The 16990-nt window shown below is 62.8% G+C and carries 19 protein-coding genes; 7 read left to right on the top strand and 12 right to left on the bottom strand.

Annotated features, from left to right (window positions below):
- Positions 1-88 precede the first annotated feature (88 nt).
- Together ompR and LOY37_RS26015 are read left to right on the top strand one after the other, a co-directional pair.
- On the top strand, positions 89-829 hold the full coding sequence (ompR, locus tag LOY37_RS26020) for a two-component system response regulator OmpR (RefSeq protein ID WP_045201163.1): 741 nt from the start codon (positions 89-91) through the stop codon (positions 827-829).
- Between the two features lie 128 nt (positions 830-957).
- Entirely contained in the window at positions 958-2271 is a 1314-nt protein-coding gene (locus LOY37_RS26015; protein WP_038998193.1) for an ATP-binding protein, read from the top strand.
- Here LOY37_RS26015 and rimK read toward each other — a convergent pair.
- On the bottom strand, positions 2268-3173 hold the full coding sequence (gene rimK / locus LOY37_RS26010; RefSeq protein ID WP_010221234.1) for a 30S ribosomal protein S6--L-glutamate ligase: 906 nt from the start codon (positions 3171-3173) through the stop codon (positions 2268-2270). The genes LOY37_RS26015 and rimK overlap by 4 nt on opposite strands.
- On the bottom strand, positions 3170-3586 hold the full coding sequence (locus LOY37_RS26005; RefSeq protein ID WP_371128664.1) for an ATP-dependent zinc protease: 417 nt from the start codon (positions 3584-3586) through the stop codon (positions 3170-3172). Before LOY37_RS26005 ends, rimK begins: the two co-directional genes overlap by 4 nt.
- Before the next feature lie 209 nt (positions 3587-3795).
- Between LOY37_RS26005 and LOY37_RS26000 the strand changes: the two genes are divergently transcribed.
- On the top strand, positions 3796-4197 hold the full coding sequence (locus LOY37_RS26000; protein ID WP_038998195.1) for an RNA-binding S4 domain-containing protein: 402 nt from the start codon (positions 3796-3798) through the stop codon (positions 4195-4197).
- On the opposite strand, the gene LOY37_RS25995 is transcribed toward LOY37_RS26000, so the two are convergent.
- A complete protein-coding gene (locus LOY37_RS25995) occupies positions 4194-4997 on the bottom strand; it encodes a phosphatase PAP2 family protein (protein ID WP_258716023.1) in 804 nt (267 codons plus the stop codon). The genes LOY37_RS26000 and LOY37_RS25995 overlap by 4 nt on opposite strands.
- Before the next feature lie 105 nt (positions 4998-5102).
- Here LOY37_RS25995 and hslO point away from each other — a divergent pair, with 105 nt between their 5' ends.
- Entirely contained in the window at positions 5103-6005 is a 903-nt protein-coding gene (gene hslO, locus LOY37_RS25990) for an Hsp33 family molecular chaperone HslO (protein ID WP_045201165.1), read from the top strand.
- Between the two features lie 179 nt (positions 6006-6184).
- On the top strand, positions 6185-7726 hold the full coding sequence (locus LOY37_RS25985) for a phosphoenolpyruvate carboxykinase (RefSeq protein ID WP_258716022.1): 1542 nt from the start codon (positions 6185-6187) through the stop codon (positions 7724-7726).
- 63 nt (positions 7727-7789) lie between these two features.
- Here LOY37_RS25985 and LOY37_RS25980 read toward each other — a convergent pair whose 3' ends face one another.
- Both LOY37_RS25980 and LOY37_RS25975 read right to left on the bottom strand, forming a co-directional pair.
- A complete protein-coding gene (locus LOY37_RS25980; protein WP_258716021.1) occupies positions 7790-8062 on the bottom strand; it encodes a type II toxin-antitoxin system RelE/ParE family toxin in 273 nt (90 codons plus the stop codon).
- Complete coding sequence (locus tag LOY37_RS25975; protein ID WP_258716020.1) at positions 8062-8526, bottom strand: hypothetical protein; 465 nt, start codon at positions 8524-8526, stop codon at positions 8062-8064. The genes LOY37_RS25980 and LOY37_RS25975 overlap by 1 nt, the downstream gene beginning before the upstream one ends.
- A gap of 103 nt (positions 8527-8629) precedes the next feature.
- On the opposite strand from LOY37_RS25975, the gene LOY37_RS25970 reads away from it, so the two are divergent.
- Positions 8630-9058 carry a thioesterase family protein gene (locus LOY37_RS25970; protein ID WP_258608520.1) on the top strand — a complete coding sequence of 143 codons (429 nt, stop codon included), beginning with the start codon at positions 8630-8632 and terminating at the stop codon, positions 9056-9058.
- Between the two features lie 6 nt (positions 9059-9064).
- Here the strand turns inward: LOY37_RS25970 and LOY37_RS25965 are convergent, their stop codons facing one another.
- The 6 genes from LOY37_RS25965 to LOY37_RS25940 form a co-directional block, all read right to left on the bottom strand.
- Positions 9065-9721: a response regulator transcription factor gene (locus tag LOY37_RS25965; protein WP_026001197.1), complete on the bottom strand. Its 657-nt coding sequence runs from the start codon at positions 9719-9721 to the stop codon at positions 9065-9067.
- A gap of 121 nt (positions 9722-9842) precedes the next feature.
- The gene (locus LOY37_RS25960; protein WP_258716019.1) at positions 9843-10655 is read right to left on the bottom strand and encodes a protein-glutamate O-methyltransferase CheR; all 813 of its coding nucleotides are present in this window, start codon (positions 10653-10655) and stop codon (positions 9843-9845) included.
- 287 nt (positions 10656-10942) lie between these two features.
- Positions 10943-11422, bottom strand: coding sequence for a glycine zipper domain-containing protein (locus LOY37_RS25955; RefSeq protein ID WP_176794206.1), 480 nt, complete (start codon positions 11420-11422; stop codon positions 10943-10945).
- Between the two features lie 210 nt (positions 11423-11632).
- Positions 11633-13969 carry an FdhF/YdeP family oxidoreductase gene (locus tag LOY37_RS25950; protein WP_258716018.1) on the bottom strand — a complete coding sequence of 779 codons (2337 nt, stop codon included), beginning with the start codon at positions 13967-13969 and terminating at the stop codon, positions 11633-11635.
- Complete coding sequence (gene fdhD / locus LOY37_RS25945; RefSeq protein ID WP_045201171.1) at positions 13966-14805, bottom strand: formate dehydrogenase accessory sulfurtransferase FdhD; 840 nt, start codon at positions 14803-14805, stop codon at positions 13966-13968. The genes LOY37_RS25950 and fdhD overlap by 4 nt, the downstream gene beginning before the upstream one ends.
- A 95-nt stretch (positions 14806-14900) precedes the next feature.
- Positions 14901-15788: a LysR family transcriptional regulator gene (locus LOY37_RS25940; protein WP_045201172.1), complete on the bottom strand. Its 888-nt coding sequence runs from the start codon at positions 15786-15788 to the stop codon at positions 14901-14903.
- Positions 15789-15872: 84 nt separating this feature from the next.
- Here LOY37_RS25940 and lysM point away from each other — a divergent pair, with 84 nt between their 5' ends.
- A complete protein-coding gene (gene lysM, locus LOY37_RS25935) occupies positions 15873-16313 on the top strand; it encodes a peptidoglycan-binding protein LysM (protein ID WP_258608515.1) in 441 nt (146 codons plus the stop codon).
- Here the strand turns inward: lysM and yrfG are convergent, their stop codons facing one another.
- On the bottom strand, positions 16314-16976 hold the full coding sequence (gene yrfG / locus LOY37_RS25930; protein WP_258608513.1) for a GMP/IMP nucleotidase: 663 nt from the start codon (positions 16974-16976) through the stop codon (positions 16314-16316). It lies immediately after the preceding gene.
- Between the last annotated feature and the right edge of the window lie 14 nt (positions 16977-16990).

The following is a 16990-nucleotide window of genomic DNA, read 5'->3' as shown; positions in this document are numbered from 1 at the left end:
GCACCCGGGGAAAAATCTGCTAACAATGCACACGGCACGGCCATTGATGGCTAAGCCATAATGCGTGCCGAGATTAGAGGAGCTACCCATGAGCAGCACTGCACAAACCGCCGAAGGCGACAAAATTCTCATCGTCGACGATGACCCGGGCCTGAGCAGCCTGCTGGAACGGTTCTTCACCAGCAAGGGTTATCGCGCCCGTGCAGTACCCAATACCGAACAGATGGACCGCCTGCTGGCCCGCGAGGTTTTCAACCTGGTGGTGCTCGACCTGATGCTGCCCGGCGAAGACGGCCTGACCGCCTGCCGCCGCCTGCGCGCCGCCAACAACCAGATCCCGATCATCATGCTCACCGCCAAGGGCGACGAGCTGAGCCGCATCAAAGGCCTGGAGCTGGGTGCCGACGACTACCTGGCCAAGCCATTCAACCCCGACGAACTGATGGCCCGGGTCAAGGCCGTGCTGCGCCGCCAGGCCCCGGCAGTACCGGGTGCACCGGGCAGCGAGGACGAAACCGTCACCTTCGGCGACTACGAGCTGTCGCTGGCCACCCGCGAACTCAAGCGCGGCGAAGAAGTGCACATGCTCACCACCGGTGAGTTCGCCGTGCTCAAGGCGCTGGTCATGCACGCCCGCGAGCCGTTGACCCGCGACAAGCTGATGAACCTGGCCCGTGGCCGCGAGTGGGACGCCCTCGAGCGCTCCATCGACGTGCAGATCTCGCGCCTGCGCCGGATGATCGAACCCGACCCGTCCAAGCCGCGTTACATCCAGACCGTCTGGGGCGTTGGTTATGTGTTTGTCCCGGATGGTAATGCCAGCAAGTGATGTTTCGTTTGCAGGAGTAGCTCACCGCCAGCAGGGCAGGCCTTCGGGATTGCCCTGTTTTTGCCTGTGCAGCGCTTTGCAAAGCCTGCGAGCCCCGCTCGTTCCCGCATAGTGTGTAGCCGTTGTCGATGAAAACGCCCCTGTGGTTCCCGCAAAGCTTCTTCGCCCGCACCCTCTGGCTGGTGCTGATCGTCGTGCTGTTCTCCAAGGCCCTGACCCTGGTGTACCTGCTGATGAACGAGGACGTGCTGGTCGACCGCCAATACAGCCATGGCGTGGCCCTGACCCTGCGCGCCTACTGGGCTGCCGATGAGTCCGATCGCGACAAGATCGCCGAGGCGGCGGGGCTGATCCGGGTGGTTGGCTCCGGGGTGCCCGAGGGTGAGCAGCACTGGCCGTACAGCGAAATCTACCAGCGCCAGATGCAGGCCGAACTTGGCGCCGACACCGAGGTGCGCCTGCGTGTACATGCGCCGCCGGCCTTGTGGGTACGGGCGCCGAGCCTGGGCGATGGCTGGCTGAAGGTGCCGCTGTATCCGCATCCGCTGCGTGGGCAGAAGATCTGGAGCGTGCTTGGCTGGTTCCTGGCCATCGGCCTGTTGTCGACCGCCTCGGCGTGGATTTTCGTGCGCCAGCTCAACCAGCCGCTCAAGCGTCTGGTGTTCGCCGCCCGGCAATTGGGCCAGGGGCGCAGTGTGCGCTTGCCGATCAGCGATACGCCGAGTGAAATGACCGAGGTGTACCGTGCCTTCAACCAGATGGCCGAGGATGTCGAGCAGGCCGGGCGCGAGCGTGAACTGATGCTCGCCGGGGTCTCCCATGACCTGCGCACACCGCTGACGCGCCTGCGCCTGTCGTTGTCGTTGCTGGCCAACGAAAGCGACCTGACCGACGACATGGTCCGCGATATCGAAGACATGGACGCGATTCTCGACCAGTTTTTGGCGTTCATCCGCGATGGTCGCGATGAGCCGGTCGAAGAAGTCGATTTCAGTGAACTGGTGCGTGAGGTGGTGGCGCCGTTCAACCAGCCCGAGGAACAGGTGCGCCTGTGCCTGGAGCCGATTCCGCCGTTCCCGCTGCGCCGGGTGTCGCTCAAGCGCTTGCTCAACAACCTGATCGGCAACGCCCTGTACCACGCCGGCAAGGGCGTTGAAGTGGCGGCCTATGTGTCTGGCGAGAATGGCGCGCCCTACGTGGTATTGAGCGTGCTCGACCGCGGCGCCGGGATCGACCCGGGCGAGCTGGAGGGCATCTTCAACCCGTTCATCCGCGGCGACCGTGCCCGCAGCGGCAAGGGCACCGGGCTGGGCCTGGCGATCGTCAAGCGGATCGCCGCCCAGCACGGTGGCAACGTGCAGTTGCGCAACCGTTCAGGCGGCGGCCTGGAGGCGCGGGTGCGGCTGCCGCTGGGGCTGATGCTGCCGCGCGACGCTGTTTAGCCTTTGCCCTTGGTGCGGGTCAGGTTCGGCCCGCCATTCTTCTCCAGGTGTTCGATGATCATCCCGGCAACGTTCTTGCCGGTGGTGACTTCGATGCCTTCCAGGCCAGGCGAGGAGTTGACCTCCATCACCAGCGGGCCGTGATTGGAGCGCAGGATATCCACACCGGCCACGCTCAGGCCCATGACCTTGGCGGCGCGGATGGCGGTCATGCGCTCTTCCGGGGTGATCTTGATCAGGCTGGCGCTGCCGCCGCGGTGCAGGTTGGAGCGAAACTCACCGGGCTTGGCCTGGCGCTTCATCGAGGCGATGACCTTGTCGCCGACCACGAAACAGCGGATATCGGCGCCTCCGGCTTCCTTGATGTATTCCTGGACCATGATGTTCTGCTTCAGGCCCATGAAGGCTTCGATCACCGACTCGGCCGCCTTGGTGGTTTCGCACAACACCACGCCGATGCCCTGGGTGCCTTCGAGCACCTTGATCACCAGGGGCGCGCCATTGACCATCTGGATCAGGTCGGGGATGTCGTCCGGCGAGTGGGCAAAACCGGTGACCGGCAGGCCGATACCCCGGCGCGACAACAGCTGCAGCGAGCGCAGCTTGTCCCGCGAGCGGGCGATGGCCACCGATTCGTTGAGCGGGAACACCCCCATCATTTCGAACTGGCGCAGCACCGCGCAGCCGTAGAAGGTCACCGAAGCGCCGATCCGTGGGATCACCGCGTCGAAGTTTTCCAGCGGCTTGCCGCGGTAGTGGATCTGCGGCTTATGGCTGGCAATGTTCATATAGGCGCGCAGGGTGTCGATCACAACCACCTCATGGCCTCGTTCGGTACCGGCTTCGACCAGGCGACGAGTGGAATACAGACGCGGGTTTCGCGACAGCACGGCGATCTTCATGCAACACCTGTGGAGGGAGTGATAGTGGCCGGGAATGCCGGCTTGTCCTGAACGTACTTGAGCCCCGGGTTGACCACCAACTGGCCATGGATCAGGGCTTTGGAACCGAGCAACAGGCGATAGCGCATGGCCTTGCGGCAGGCCAGGGTGAATTCCACCTCCCACACCCGGTCACCCAGCGCCAGGGGCGTGCGGATCACGTAGCGGGTCTGGGCCTGGCCGTTGGAGCTCTTGATGGTTTTCATCGTCACCAGCGGCGCCTCGCAGCGCCGGTGACGCAGTTGTACCACCGAACCCAGATGGGCGTTGAAACGCACCCACTGTTCGCCATCGCGCTCGAAGGGTTCGACTTCGGTGGCGTGCAGGCTCGAGGTGCTGGCGCCGGTGTCGATCTTGGCCCGCAGGCCGGCCAGGCCGAGGTCCGGCAGGGCCACCCACTCGCGCAGGCCGATCACGGTCAAATGGTCAAATGTCTTCAAAATGCTCAACCAGCGTAGTAAGTCGTCAGGCACCAGGGCGGGCATGAACGACAGGTCGGTGAACTGTAAGCACGCCGCGTGTTTTTTGCATCCGCCAGATACGGTAGTACAGTTCCCTTTACGAAAATAAGTGGGGAAATGTCATGGCACAAAAGCCGGAAGAGGATGACAAGGTCCGTCTGGACAAATGGCTATGGGCGGCGCGCTTCTACAAGACCCGGGCGCTGGCCAAGGCGGCCATCGAAAGCGGCAAGGTGCATTGCCGGGGCGAGCGCTGCAAGCCGGGCAAGGAGCCGCGGTTGGGCGATGAGTTCGTCCTGCGTACCGGCTTTGACGAGCGTACGGTGGTGGTCAAGGCGCTGTCGGTAGTGCGTCGCGGCGCGCCTGAAGCTCAGGCGCTATACGAGGAAACCGCGCAGAGCATCGCCCGCCGGGAACAGGCTGCGGCGATGCGCAAGGCCGGTGCCCTGGGGGTCAGTACTGATGGCCGGCCCACCAAGAAACAGCGGCGCCAGCTGCATCAGTTGCATGACAGCGCCGGTTAAGCGCGCGGGTTGACCACATTCAGGCGCCCGAGCAGTGGCAGCCGCGCCATGAGCTCGAACAGCGGTGCGCTCAGGCGCATCAGGGCAGCGCTGGCCTTGGCGGCAAACGGGGTATAGCAGCTCCAGCCCAAGGCCAGTACCGCCATCAGCACGCCGCCGATGTAGTCGTCCTGGCCCCAGTGTGCGCCGGCCACCAGGCGCGGCAACATGAACAGCAGCGCCAGGGCCCAGACCAGCAGTTGCTGTAGCAGCTTGCGGCTGAACAGGCTCATGAACATCGCCCAGATCAGCAGCACCGAGGCGTGATCGCCAGGGATGCTCTGGCTGGAGCGGTCCTTGAGTTCCCAGCGTGCTTCAAGTTGCGGGTAGAAATCGCTGAGGTGAATGGCATCGCTGAACACCATCGACGGGCTGTTGTGCTGCCAGCCCATGGCGTTCATCCATTTCGAGAACAGCGCGCGGATCACCAGCAGCAGGACCAGGGTAGCGAAGAAGCCGAAGAAGGCCTGGCGCACCTGACTGGCCTTGAATACCCAGTCGCCACGGATCAGCAGGCTGAGGAGGATCAGGCCGACGACAATATCGAACGGGCGCAGGCTGCCGACGGTCCAGATGTAACGCCAGACGCTATTGTCGGCCAGTGGCCGGTTGAGCAGGTGAAACAGCCATTCGTCGAAAGTCAGGCAGATGATCTGGCCAACAGGCCACAACCAGAAACACAGTAGAGCAACGGGCAAAACCGTGCAGAGAATCAAGGGACCCCAAGCCCACCTTGCTTGGAACAGTGAAGAATTGTCCATAAACTACCTCTTTGCTGCGAACCACGAGTGCACCATTCTGGTGCTCTAGACTGGGCTTTATAGGCCCTTGAAATTATTTTGTCATCATTCAGAAAGCCAAAGCCCATGTCCGATTTGCCAGATACCGACTACACACAACGCTTCCTTTTCGACGACCGCGACGTTCGCGGTGAAATGGTCGGGCTGGAGCGCAGCTACGCCGAAGTGCTGGCCAAGCACCCTTATCCGCAGCCTGTGGCACAGTTGCTCGGCGAGCTGATGGCGGCAGCCGCGCTGCTGGTCGGTACGCTGAAGTTCGATGGCCTGCTGATCCTCCAGGCGCAGTCGAGCGGGCCGGTGCCCCTGCTGGCTATCGAGTGCACCAGCGAGCACGAAATTCGTGGCCTGGCCCGTTATGCGGCCGAGCAGATCAAGGATGATGCAACCCTCGCCGATCTGATGCCTGGCGGCCACCTGGTGCTGACCATCATTCCGGTCAACGGCCAGCGCTACCAGGGCACGGTGGAACTGGACGGCAAGGATCTGTCGGAATGCTTCACCAACTATTTCGTCATGTCCCAGCAGGTCAACACCTGCATCACCCTGGCCGCCGACGGCATTCGTGCCCGCGGTCTGCTGGTGCAGCAGCTGCCGGCCGACCGCCAGAAGGACATCGAGGAACGCGAGGAAAGCTGGAACCACGTCAAGGCGCTGGCCAATACCCTGAAGGCCGAGGAACTGCTGGGCCTGGACAACGAGACTGTGCTGCATCGGCTGTATCACGAGGATGCCGTGCGCCTGTTCGATATCCAGCCGCTGCATTTTCGCTGCAGCTGCTCCCGTGAGCGCTCCGGCAATGCCCTGGTGAGCCTGGGCAAGCATGACGCGCTGGAGCTGATCAACGAGCATGGCGGCCAGATCGAAGTCGATTGCCAGTTCTGCAATCAGCGCTACCAATTTGATGCCGCCGATATCGAGCAATTGTTCGCCGGTGGCGGTGTAGACACACCGTCAGATACTCGTCACTAAAACGTTTCACCACAGGTAAATCTCCTGTCTAACGCCGGAAACACGCCGTTCTGACAGGAGGGCCCTACTTTTTTTGGGCGTTTCTGGCATAATCCGGCCACTTTTTTCGCTGTAGTAGTTTTCAAAGCTCTACTACAAAACGTTTGGAGCACTCGGCCGCAGGCCGGATGGGGAATCTCATGACGCAAGCCAACAACACCGTCTACACCGACCTGAGCGTCGATGAGCTGGTAAAAGAAGCGCTGAACCGCGGTGAAGGCGAGCTGGCCGATACTGGCGCGCTGGTCGTGAAAACCGGTCACCGTACCGGTCGTTCGCCGGTGGATCGTTTCATCGTCGAAGAGCCGTCCACTCAGGACGCCATCGCCTGGGGCCCGATCAACCGCAAGTTCCCGGCCGACAAGTTCGATGCCCTGTGGGACCGCGTCGAGGCGTTCAACAACGCCCAGGATCACTTCGTTTCCTACGTTCACGTAGGCGCGGCTGCCGATCACTACCTGCCAGTGAAGATGACCACCCAGACTGCCTGGCAGAACCTGTTCGGTCGTTGCCTGTTCATCAATCCTGAACAGTACAACCCTGCTGGCCGTGATCAGTGGCAAGTGCTCAACGTTGCCAACTTCGAGTGCGTGCCTGAGCGTGACGGCACCAACTCCGATGGTTGCGTGATCCTCAACTTCGCCCAGAAGAAAGTCCTGATCGCCGGCATGCGTTACGCCGGTGAAATGAAAAAGGCCATGTTCTCGGTACAGAACTTCCTGCTGCCGGCTGCCGACGTGCTGCCAATGCACTGCGCCGCCAACATCGGCGAAGAGGGCGACGTGACCCTGTTCTTCGGTCTGTCGGGTACCGGCAAGACCACCCTGTCGGCTGACGAAAGCCGCTACCTGATCGGCGACGACGAGCACGGTTGGGGCGAAGGCGTTGTCTTCAACATCGAAGGTGGCTGCTACGCCAAGTGCATCGACTTGTCCGAGAAGAACGAGCCGGTCATCTGGAAAGCCATCAAGCACGGCGCAGTACTGGAAAACGTCGTCATCGACGATGCCAAGCACGCCGACTACACCGATGTCAGCCTGACCCAGAACAGCCGCGCCGCCTACCCGCTGGAACACGTTGCCAAGCGTTCCGAGAAAAACCTCGGTGGCGAGCCTAACGCGGTCATCTTCCTGACCTGCGACCTGACCGGCGTGCTGCCGCCAGTGTCGATCCTCAACGAAGAACAAGCGGCCTACCACTTCCTGTCCGGCTACACCGCTCTGGTGGGCTCGACCGAAATGGGTTCGGGCAGCGGCATCAAGTCGACCTTCTCCACCTGCTTCGGCGCGCCGTTCTTCCCGCGTCCGGCTGGCGAATACGCAGAGCTGCTGATCAAGCGTATCCGCGGTTTCGGCTCCAAGGTCTACCTGGTCAACACCGGCTGGACCGGCGGTGGCTACGGTGTGGGCAAGCGCTTCAACATCCCGACCACCCGCGCGGTGATCGCAGCGATCCAGAGCGGCGCCCTGATCGGCAGCGAAACCGAGCACCTGAACACCATCAACCTCGACGTGCCACTGGCCGTACCGGGCGTTGAAACCAACCTGCTCAACCCACGCAACACCTGGGCTGACCAGGCTGCTTACGATGAAGCTGCAAAAGCCCTGGCTGGCCTGTTCATCGAAAACTTCAAGAAGTTCGAAGTGTCCGACGCCATCAAGGCTGCTGGCCCACAGCTGTAAGCTGAAGCCTGCGTAAACAAGAAGCCGCCCTCAGGGGCGGCTTTTTGTTTTCCGGCTGTTCAATCATGGCCATTGTTGCCTGGCATGCAGCACCCGGATGATCTCGACGCAGTCTTCCACCACGCGATAGATCATTAAGTAGTTGGGACGAACCACGATTTCATGCGTACCGGGAAATCTTCCCGCTTTGTACATAGTCGGTGAATATTGCGCTTTCCGGGCTTTGCTTTCAAAAGCCTCGTCCAGCGCGATTGCCGCTTCCAGGTTGTCGGCTGCAATGTGGTCCATGATCAGTTCGCGGTCGCTCAGTGCCATGGCTCGCCACACCAGTCTCATCAATGCGAACGAGCTTTCAGCGCTGCGCGGCGCTCGGCGAACAAGCGGCGAGCTTCATCATCCTCGATTGACGGAGTAGTGTCCTGCAGGCTGGCTTCGACTTGTGCGCTGAACCAGGTTTCGTAGGCCGCCGCTTCATGTGCTGTTTTAAGGGCCTGGGCACGATCAGGTCTTTGATAGGTCTGGAGTGTCTCGGGGTCGTAGCTGGAAGTGTCGACCTTGAAGTATTCAATGCCTAGCGCCTGGAGATAGCTCACCAGCGTCTCGAGTTTTTTGAACAACCGGACATTGCCACTGCGTTGTGCAGTGAGTATGTGCTCCTGGTCCCTGGCGGAGACTTGAACAGCCCAGCCCCCCGCTTGCGCGACTACATGCGTGGTGTTGATGCAGCCAATCTCGACCATCTTGCTGAGTTCGGCATGGTCCATGTTATGAGTTGGCATGGGTGAATGTCTCTGCTTCATAAGGTCGATCCATGCTATGCAATCTATAGTTGATTGCAACTATAGGGCTTCTGAAGTGTTTGTGGGAAGCTTCGCACTCTTCCACAAGTGTCTCAGGTCCCTCATGTCCGAACTCCCACAACGCCAAGCCTTCCGCCATCTGCACCCGATCCTCAGCCGCTGGCAGGACAGCGACCTCAATGGTCATATCGCCGGTGCCACGGTCTATGCCTACTTCGACACGGCGATCCAGGCGTACCTGCTGCAACAGGCCGGGCTGGACCTGCAGGACGGCGAGGTCGCCGGTTTCGTGGTCAGTTCGGCGGCGGACTTCTTTGCCTTGCCAGCCTTCCCTGACACCCTTGAAGTCGGCCTGCGGGTGGCGCGTCTGGCGGGCAGTTCGGTGGAGTATCAGTTGGCACTGTTTCGGGTCGAGGACGGGCAGCCTTGCGCGGCCGGCAAGCTGGTGCAGGTGTTCGTCGAGCGCGAGTCAGGGCGGCCGGCGCAGTTGCCGGCCACGCTGCAGGCGGCACTGGAGCGCTTGCAAGGCTGAGACCGCTCAATCGTTGAGGCGGATGATGCCTTCGCGTACGGCAAACAGCACCAGGCCGGGTACATCGTGAATCTGCAGGCGATGCATGATCTGCGAGCGGTGCGCCTCGATAGTCTTCACGCTCAGGCCGAGGCCGTCGGCAATCGAGCGGGTCGACTCGCCGCGGGCAATCAAGCGCAGGATTTCCAGCTGGCGCGCAGTCAACTGCATCGTGGTGCTGCCGCTGGGACGCTTGCGGCTGTGCTTCACCGCCTGGCCAATGACCATCGGCAGCACCGCTGACGACAGGTACTGGCCGCCGTTTTTCAGTGCCTGCAGGGCTTGCTCCAGCTCCAGTACGGTGGCGCTCTTGAGCAGAAACCCGTGAGCACCCAGCTGCAGGCAACGCATGACGAAGTCCAGCTCCGAGCGCGACGAGAGCATCAATACATGGCTTGAGGGCACGCGCAAAAACAGCTCACGCAGGATCTGCTCGCTGTCGAGGGTGTCGGCGGTCATGTCCAGCAGGATGATGTCGGGCTTGAGCTTCTCGGCCAGGGCGACAGCGGTCATGCCGTCGCCTGCGTCACCGACTACGGCGTATTGTTTTTTTTGTTCGAGCAGCGCTCGCAGGCCCGCTCGAAAGAGCGGCGAGTCATCGGCAAGTAGTATTCGGCAAAGCATGGGTTCGAGCCTGTTTCGCAAAAGAAGAGGGGCGGCAGGTTTGCTCGGTCCGGATGAGCGCTGCCGCGCGGTGGCGCGATCAGTATCGGGGGCCTGCCGCAGGTCCCGACAGCGCCGGCCATCATAGGCGTTCGAACACCGAGGGCAGGATCGGCCGCAAGGGCAGGTCGAGGCCGTGGATGCTCTCGCTATGCCCGATCAGCAGCAGGCCACCCGGGCGCAGGCAGGCCAGCAGGCGATGAACCACGCGCTGCTTCTCATCCTGACTGAAGTAGGTCAGCAAATTGCGCAGAAAAATCACATCGAACAGGCCCAGGTCGGTGGGCAGCGACTGGATCAAGTTGATCGGGCGAAACCGCAGGCGCTCGCGCAGGGACGTAATCATGCGCATGCGCCCGGCCATTTCGCCGACGCCGCACAAGCAGTAGCGTTGCAGCCAGCCTTCGGGAAAGTAACGGGCCTGGGTGACGTCATAGATGCCTTCGCCTGCCTGCTCGAGCAGGTTGCGGCTGACGTCGCTGGCCAGCACGCTCCAGTCGTCGTTCACGGCGTGTTCGCTGGCGACCATGGCCAGGCTGTAGGCTTCTTCGCCAGAGGCGCAGGCAGCGCTCCAGAGCCTTAGCGGGCGGGGCATGTCGCGCAGCCACTGGGCGAGGAACTCGAAATGGCGATGTTCGCGGAAGAAGTAGCTGTCGCGAGCAACCAGCAGGTCGAGCACCCGCTGTTGTTCCTGCTGCTGATCAGGCTGTTCGACCAGATGCAGGTACTGTTCGAAGGAGGCCAGTTGCAGGTGCCGCAGGCGCTTTCCCAGGCGCGCTGCCACGGCGGCGCGGCGGTCGGCGGCGAGGAACACGCCGGTGCGCTGGCTGACCAGGGTGCGAAAGCGCAGGAACTGGGCTTCGCTCAGCAACGGAGGGCGGCTGCCGGCAGGCATCTCACACCCCTCGTGCACAGGGCAATCGGGCCGTCTTTGCGTGATAGCTGCGCATTCCCTGCGTCCATTGGCTGATTGGGAACGGCCGATGATAGCTACTGGCTATAACCGCCAGAATCGGGGTTGCCCCTAGGCCACAGGTGGCTGGCAAGCAGAAGGGCATTCAGGGCCTGCCGGGACTGGCCGGAAGATCGGCCTGCAGGGCTTGATCGGTAACGCGCGGGGTGATGCAGCGATCCCTGCCCATGGGGGCAGGGACTAGGAGTTTGGCTTAAGCCCGAAAGGCTTCAGCGGTGACGCCAGTGCTTTTTGTGCTTGCGGTGGCCGTAGTGGTGGCCACGGTCGTAGTAACGACGGTCGTCGTAGCCGCGACGGTAGCGACGGTCATCGCGCTCGTCTTCATCGGCCTTGTTGCCCATGTAGTTACCCAGCGCGCCGCCGGCACCACCGCCTGCGGCCGCACCGATATAGCTACCGGTGGTGCCGCCCATGCTGCGGCCGACCACGTTGCCGCCGGCTGCGCCCAGGGCACCACCGATTGCGGCTTCACCGCGCTGGCGCTTGTCGGCACCGACCGCACTGCCGGCTGCGCCACCCAGGCCCGCACCGATTGCACCGCCGGTGCTGCCGCCGATCGACTGACCGACCACCGAGCCCAGTACCCCACCCAATGCGCCGCCAATACCGGCTTCGGTGGTGCCACCTGCCGAGGCAACGCCGCTGAGCAGGCCAAGAGACAACAACAGAATCGAGGAGTACTTCATCAAGAAAGCCTCATAGGGATGACGAGGCGATCCTGAGGCTGGGGAGGGGGGCTGGCAAACGAAATCCGACGAGTAACACGAGTTGTACACAATTTTCTAAGTTACTGTTTTCACTGTGAAACTTTATCGTTTTTTGCGTGTCTGAGCTTACTTGGAACGCGGCCCTGACAGTGATGTCAGGGCCTTTTTTGTGCCTGTTTGCCGCCGATTCTGTCAGAGGATCCGGGCGTTGTCGCTGGCAGGTTGCAACTGGATCGCGACGAACTTGGAGGTCGGCGTGTGGCTGCCATCGCCCACGCTCTCCAGCGGTACCAGCGGGTTGACCTCCGGATAGTAGGCCGCCGCCTGGCCGGCCGGAATATCGAAGGCCAGCAGGGTGAAGCCCTTGACCCGCCGCTCGCGACCATCGCTCCACAACGAGACGATATCGGCCTTGTCCCCGGGGTGGAAGCCCAGGCGGACGATGTCGGCCTCATTGGCGAACAGCACGTTGCGCTGGCCCTTGACCCCACGGTAGCGGTCATCCAGGCCATAGATGGTGGTGTTGTACTGATCGTGCGAGCGCATCGATTGCATGATCAGGTCCGGCACCTGGCCGCTGGCGCGCACACGCTCGTGCAGCAGGTCGTCCGGCAGGGCGTTGGCCTTGAAGTTGGCCCGGCCGCTGGCGGTCTTCCATTGCCGCTGGCCGGCGCTGTTACCCAGGTAGAAGCCGCCCGGGTTTTGCAGGCGCTGGTTGAAGTTGTCAAAGCCGGGGATGGTCTGGTCGATCAGGTCGCGGATGCGCCCGTAATCGGCGATCAGCCAGTTCCAGTCCACAGGCTTGGTACCGAGGGTGGCGTTGGCAATCCCGGCGATCACTGCAGGCTCTGAGCGCATTTGCCGCGACAGTGGCTGCAACTGGCCATTGGAGGCGTGGACCATGCTGAACGAGTCTTCCACCGTTACTGCCTGCGGGCCTTGGCCCTGCAGGTCGATATCGGTCCGGCCCAGGCACGGCAGAATCAGCGCCTGCTTGCCATGCAGCAGGTGGCTGCGGTTGAGCTTGGTGCTGATCTGCACGGTCAGCGCGCAGTTGCGCAGGGCCTGGGCGGTGCGTTCGGTGTCCGGGGTGGCCTGGGCAAAGTTGCCGCCCAGGGCGATGAATACCTTGGCCTGGCCGTCGGCCATGGCGCGGATCGCCTCGACGGTGTTGTGGCCATTGTGGCGCGGTACCTTGAAGCCGAAGCGGCGCTCCAGGGCGTCGAGCAGGGCCACCGGCGGCCGTTCGTTGATGCCCATGGTGCGGTCGCCCTGCACGTTGCTGTGGCCACGCACCGGGCACAGGCCGGCACCGGGAACGCCGAGGTTACCGCGCAGCAGCATCAGGTTGGCGATTTCCTGGATGGTCGCCACCGAATGGCGATGCTGGGTGATGCCCATGGCCCAGCACATGATGACCTTCTTGGCCCTGCAGTACATGCGCGCGGCTTGCTCGATCTCGGCCAGGGTCAGGCCCGATTGCGCGGTGATCTGCTCCCAGGAGGTGGCGTCGACCGCGGCCAGGTAGCCCAGTACGTCCTGGGTGTGCTGGTTGAGAAAGTCGTGATCGAAGATCGCCGGGGCACCACTGGCCTGGGCTTCACGCTCCCACTGCAATAGGAACTTGGCCATGCCGCGCAGCACCGCCATGTCGCCGCCCAGGGCTGGGCGGAAGTAGGCGGTGTTGGTCGGGCGGTCGCCGTTGGTGAGCATTTCCAGCGGGTGCTGCGGATGCTGGAAGCGTTCCAGGCCGCGTTCTTTCAGCGGGTTGACGCAGACCACCTGGGCGCCGCGCTTGACCGCTTCGCGCAGCGGTTCGAGCATGCGCGGGTGGTTGGTGCCGGGGTTCTGGCCCCAGACGAAAATCGCGTCGGCATGCTCGAAATCGTCGAAAGTCACCGTGCCTTTACCGACCCCGACACTCTGCCCAAGTGCCACGCCACTGGCCTCGTGGCACATGTTCGAGCAGTCGGGGAAGTTGTTGGTGCCGTAGGCGCGCACGAACAGTTGGTACAGGTAGGCCGCCTCGTTGCTGGCCCGGCCGGAGGTATAGAACTCGGCCTGGTCCGGGCTTTCGAGCTGTTGCAGGTGTTCGGCGATCAGGGCGAAGGCGCCATCCCAGTCGATTGGTTGGTAGCGGTCGGTGCTGGCGTCGTAGACCATCGGTTCGGTCAGCCGGCCCTGGTATTCGAGCCAGTAGTCGCTCTGGGCCAGCAGCGAAGTGACGCTGTGGCGGGCGAAGAACGCGGCATCGACGCGGCGCTTGGTCGCTTCCCAGTTCACCGCCTTGGCGCCGTTTTCGCAGAACTTGACCATGCCGCTTTCCGGCGAGTCGCCCCAGGCGCAGCCAGGGCAGTCGAAGCCGCCGTTCTGGTTGGTCTTGAGCAGCGCGCGGATGTTCTTCAGGGCGTTGTCGCTGCCGATCCAGGCCTGGGCCACGCTACGCAGCGCGCCCCAGCCGCCAGCGGCGCCGTGGTAGGGTTTGTAGCGGGGCACAGGCTTGTGGTCGGCTTGGTGATGCAGGCTCACGTTCGGTTCTCCCGCACGGGGCTGAACACCCGTGGTGCGCTGTGTTTGGGCAGGTGAATAAGGTTGAGGTTGTGCCGCCGTGCCCACTGCAGGGCCAGGCCGGTAGGCGAGGACAGGCTGACCAGGGTCTGGATGCCGGCGCGCAGCACCTTCTGGATCAACTCCAGGCTGCAGCGGCTGGTGACGATCGCCAGGCCGCCGTCGAGGCTGATGTGCTGGCGCACCAGGGCACCGATCAACTTGTCGAGGGCGTTGTGCCGGCCGATGTCTTCGCGGCCCAGAAGGATCTCGCCCTGGTTGTTCATGAACAGTGCCGCATGCACCGCGCCGCAGTGCTGGCCCAGGGGCTGGAAGGCATCCATGCGCTGGCGCAGGCCGGCCAGCCATTGCGCGGGTGGCAGCGGCGCACCCGGCAGCACGGCAAGGTCGGGCAGCGCCTGCTCCACCGCCTCTACACCGCACAGGCCACAGCCGCTGGTGCCGGCCAGTTGCCGGCGTTGGGTCTTGAGGTTCCAGAAGGCGCGGTTGGCGATCTCGACTTCGGCATGCACGGCAGAACCGTTGCCGGTGAACTTGACGTCGTAGATCTCGTTGGCCGAAGCGATGATGCCGCTGCCGATGCTGAAGCCGACGATAAAGTCTTCAAGATCAGTGGGGCTGACCAGCATCACGGCCTGGCTGATGCCGTTATAGGCGATCGCCAGCGCGACTTCCTCGGCCAGTGCGGTATGGGCCTGGCTGTCGTCGTCAAGGTGGCAGTAGTCGTAGGTGTTGCTGGCCGCGGGCGCAGTCACAAGCGGGGTGGACGCCGCACAGGCCGGGGGTTTAGTGCTCATCAGCAGAGGTACCGGCGGCTGTTCAGCTTTAAGCCTAGGCTTGCGCTCGGGTATCGTCTAATCGCTAATGCTGATGCTTTGATAGACGGCGTCGATCAAGCCTCGCCGCGCAGCGCTTGATATTCGCCCAGGCACACCTCGGCCAGGGCCGAGCGCGGCGCCGTGCGGCGCATGATCAGGCCCAATGGTGCCAGGGTGCAGGCCTGTTCGATCGGTTGCAGGCGCAGCCGTTCGGTGAGCACTTCCAGCCCTGCCGCCAACGGCATGATCGCGCAGCACAGGCCGCCGCTGACGGCCTGGGCCAACTGATGGACGGCATCGGTCTGCAGCAACAGCTGCGGGGTCAGGCCGCGGCTGTGGAAGTTATGGTCGATCGACTGGCGAAAATGCATGCCGGCGGTGAGCAAGCCCAGCGGCAGTTCAGTCAGCTGTTGCCAGCTTAGGGGCTGCTCGTCGAAGCGGAAATGATCTGGATCATATAAAAGCCCCATGCGCGTCTCGCCCAGCGGCAGCGCCTGGAAGCGTTCGTGGTCGAGCCGGTCAAGGTATGACACGCCCAGGTCCAGCTGGTTGCTGGTCAGCTGTTCGAGGATCTGCTCGGAGCTCAGGGCGCTGAGTTCGAAGCGCAGTTCCGGGTGCTGCTGGTGCATGCGCCGTAACAATGGCAAGGGGTCGAAGCTCGACAACGGCACCACGCCCAGGCGCAGGGTACCGACCAGGTGGCCACGGCAGGCGGCCGCTTCGGCGTTCAGGCCATCGTAGGCGGCGATCACCGAGCGCGCCCAGGCCAGCACCCGCTCGCCCTGGGCGGTGAAACCCTCGAAGCGCTGGCCACGGTTGACCAGGGCCAGGTCCAGCTCTTGCTCCAGGTTGCGCAAGCGCATCGACAGGGTTGGCTGGGTCACATGGCAGCGGGCGGCGGCCTGGCCGAAGTGGCGGGTTTCATCCAGGGCGATGAGGAATTTGAGTTGTTTGATGTCCATCGTCGCTCCACGGCGCAAAGCAGGCGAAGCATTCTAACCTGTCCTAGACTCCAGGCTCCGAGATTCATCACCAAGGAGAGCGGTATGAGCATTTTCAGTTTCATCAAAGAAGCCGGCGAGAAAATCGTCGACCTGCTGACGCCGGGTAATGCCAATGCCGGCGAGCAGTTGCAGAAGCACGTGGAGGCGGTTGGACTCGGTAACCCCAACGTCAAGGCTACCGTCGATGGCGACAAGGTCACGGTGACCGGCGAAGTGTCCAGTCAGGAAGAGAAAGAGAAAATTCTCCTGGCGCTGGGCAACATTGCCGGTGTGGCGTCGGTAGATGATCAAATTACTGTCACCGGCCCGGTTGTTGCGGCTGCTCGCTTCGTCGTCGTGAAGAAGGGCGACACCCTCAGCGCCATTTCCCTGGCCGTGTACGGCAATGCCAACCAGTACAACAAGATTTTTGAAGCCAACAAACCGATGCTCAAGCACCCGGACAAGATCTACCCGGGCCAGACCCTGCGCATCCCCGAGTAATCACAACCCTTCGAGCAACGCCCGGTAGTCGTCCACCGCGGCGAACTCTTCGGTATCCCGCGGCCCTTTGCGGCTATCGGGCTGGCGCACCGCAAGCAGGTGCGCCACGCCGAAGTCGCGGGCGCTGCGCAGGATCGACAAGGTGTCGTCGATAAACAGGCTGCGTTGCGGGCTGAAGCCGATATCGGCCTGCAGGGCGCTCCAGAACTGCGGGTTCTCCTTGGGGTAGCCGTAGTCATGGGAGCTGATCAGGCGCTCGAAGTAAGGCGCCAGCTCCACCCGCTCCAGTTTCAGCGACAGCGAATCGCGATGGGCGTTGGTGATCAGGATCACCCGCTTGCCGGCCTGTTTGATCGCCTGCAAAAAGGTGTCGGCATCCGGGCGCAGGGCGATCAGGTGGGCGGTCTCACGCTTCAGCTCGCGCACCGGGAGGTTCAGCTCGCGGCTCCAGAAGTCCAGGCAGTACCAGTTCAGCGAGCCGGCGTGCTGCTCGAACAGCGGCTGCAGCTCGAGCTCGGCCATGGCCCGGCTGATGCCGTGCAGTTCGGCGTAGCGCTGGGGCAGCTGCTCGAGCCAGAAATGGTTGTCGAAGTGCAGGTCGAGCAGGGTGCCGTCCATGTCCAGCAGGACGGTATCGATGGTGGACCAGGCTAAAACGGGCATATGAAATTCTCGAA

The organism is Pseudomonas sp. B21-012 (genome assembly GCF_024749305.1).
Lineage (GTDB): Bacteria > Pseudomonadota > Gammaproteobacteria > Pseudomonadales > Pseudomonadaceae > Aquipseudomonas.
Note: the sequence above shows the minus strand (reverse complement) of the source record. Positions and strands in the feature narration are given on the sequence as shown.

Excerpts from the sequence above, each read along its gene's own strand:
- rimK (WP_010221234.1), bottom strand. The coding sequence starts at position 3,173 with ATGAAGATCGCCGTGCTGTCGCGAAACCCGCGTCTGTATTCCACTCGT.
- LOY37_RS25960 (WP_258716019.1), bottom strand. The coding sequence starts at position 10,655 with ATGCCTGCCGGCAGCCGCCCTCCGTTGCTGAGCGAAGCCCAGTTCCTG.
- LOY37_RS25940 (WP_045201172.1), bottom strand. The coding sequence starts at position 15,788 with ATGGACATCAAACAACTCAAATTCCTCATCGCCCTGGATGAAACCCGC.
- fdhD (WP_045201171.1), bottom strand. The coding sequence starts at position 14,805 with ATGAGCACTAAACCCCCGGCCTGTGCGGCGTCCACCCCGCTTGTGACT.
- yrfG (WP_258608513.1), bottom strand. The coding sequence starts at position 16,976 with ATGCCCGTTTTAGCCTGGTCCACCATCGATACCGTCCTGCTGGACATG.
- LOY37_RS25980 (WP_258716021.1), bottom strand. The coding sequence starts at position 8,062 with ATGAGACTGGTGTGGCGAGCCATGGCACTGAGCGACCGCGAACTGATC.
- lysM (WP_258608515.1), top strand. The coding sequence starts at position 15,873 with ATGAGCATTTTCAGTTTCATCAAAGAAGCCGGCGAGAAAATCGTCGAC.
- LOY37_RS25975 (WP_258716020.1), bottom strand. The coding sequence starts at position 8,526 with ATGAAGCAGAGACATTCACCCATGCCAACTCATAACATGGACCATGCC.
- LOY37_RS25985 (WP_258716022.1), top strand. The coding sequence starts at position 6,185 with ATGACGCAAGCCAACAACACCGTCTACACCGACCTGAGCGTCGATGAG.
- hslO (WP_045201165.1), top strand. The coding sequence starts at position 5,103 with ATGTCCGATTTGCCAGATACCGACTACACACAACGCTTCCTTTTCGAC.
- ompR (WP_045201163.1), top strand. The coding sequence starts at position 89 with ATGAGCAGCACTGCACAAACCGCCGAAGGCGACAAAATTCTCATCGTC.
- LOY37_RS26015 (WP_038998193.1), top strand. The coding sequence starts at position 958 with ATGAAAACGCCCCTGTGGTTCCCGCAAAGCTTCTTCGCCCGCACCCTC.
- LOY37_RS25995 (WP_258716023.1), bottom strand. The coding sequence starts at position 4,997 with ATGGACAATTCTTCACTGTTCCAAGCAAGGTGGGCTTGGGGTCCCTTG.
- LOY37_RS26000 (WP_038998195.1), top strand. The coding sequence starts at position 3,796 with ATGGCACAAAAGCCGGAAGAGGATGACAAGGTCCGTCTGGACAAATGG.
- LOY37_RS25970 (WP_258608520.1), top strand. The coding sequence starts at position 8,630 with ATGTCCGAACTCCCACAACGCCAAGCCTTCCGCCATCTGCACCCGATC.
- LOY37_RS25965 (WP_026001197.1), bottom strand. The coding sequence starts at position 9,721 with ATGCTTTGCCGAATACTACTTGCCGATGACTCGCCGCTCTTTCGAGCG.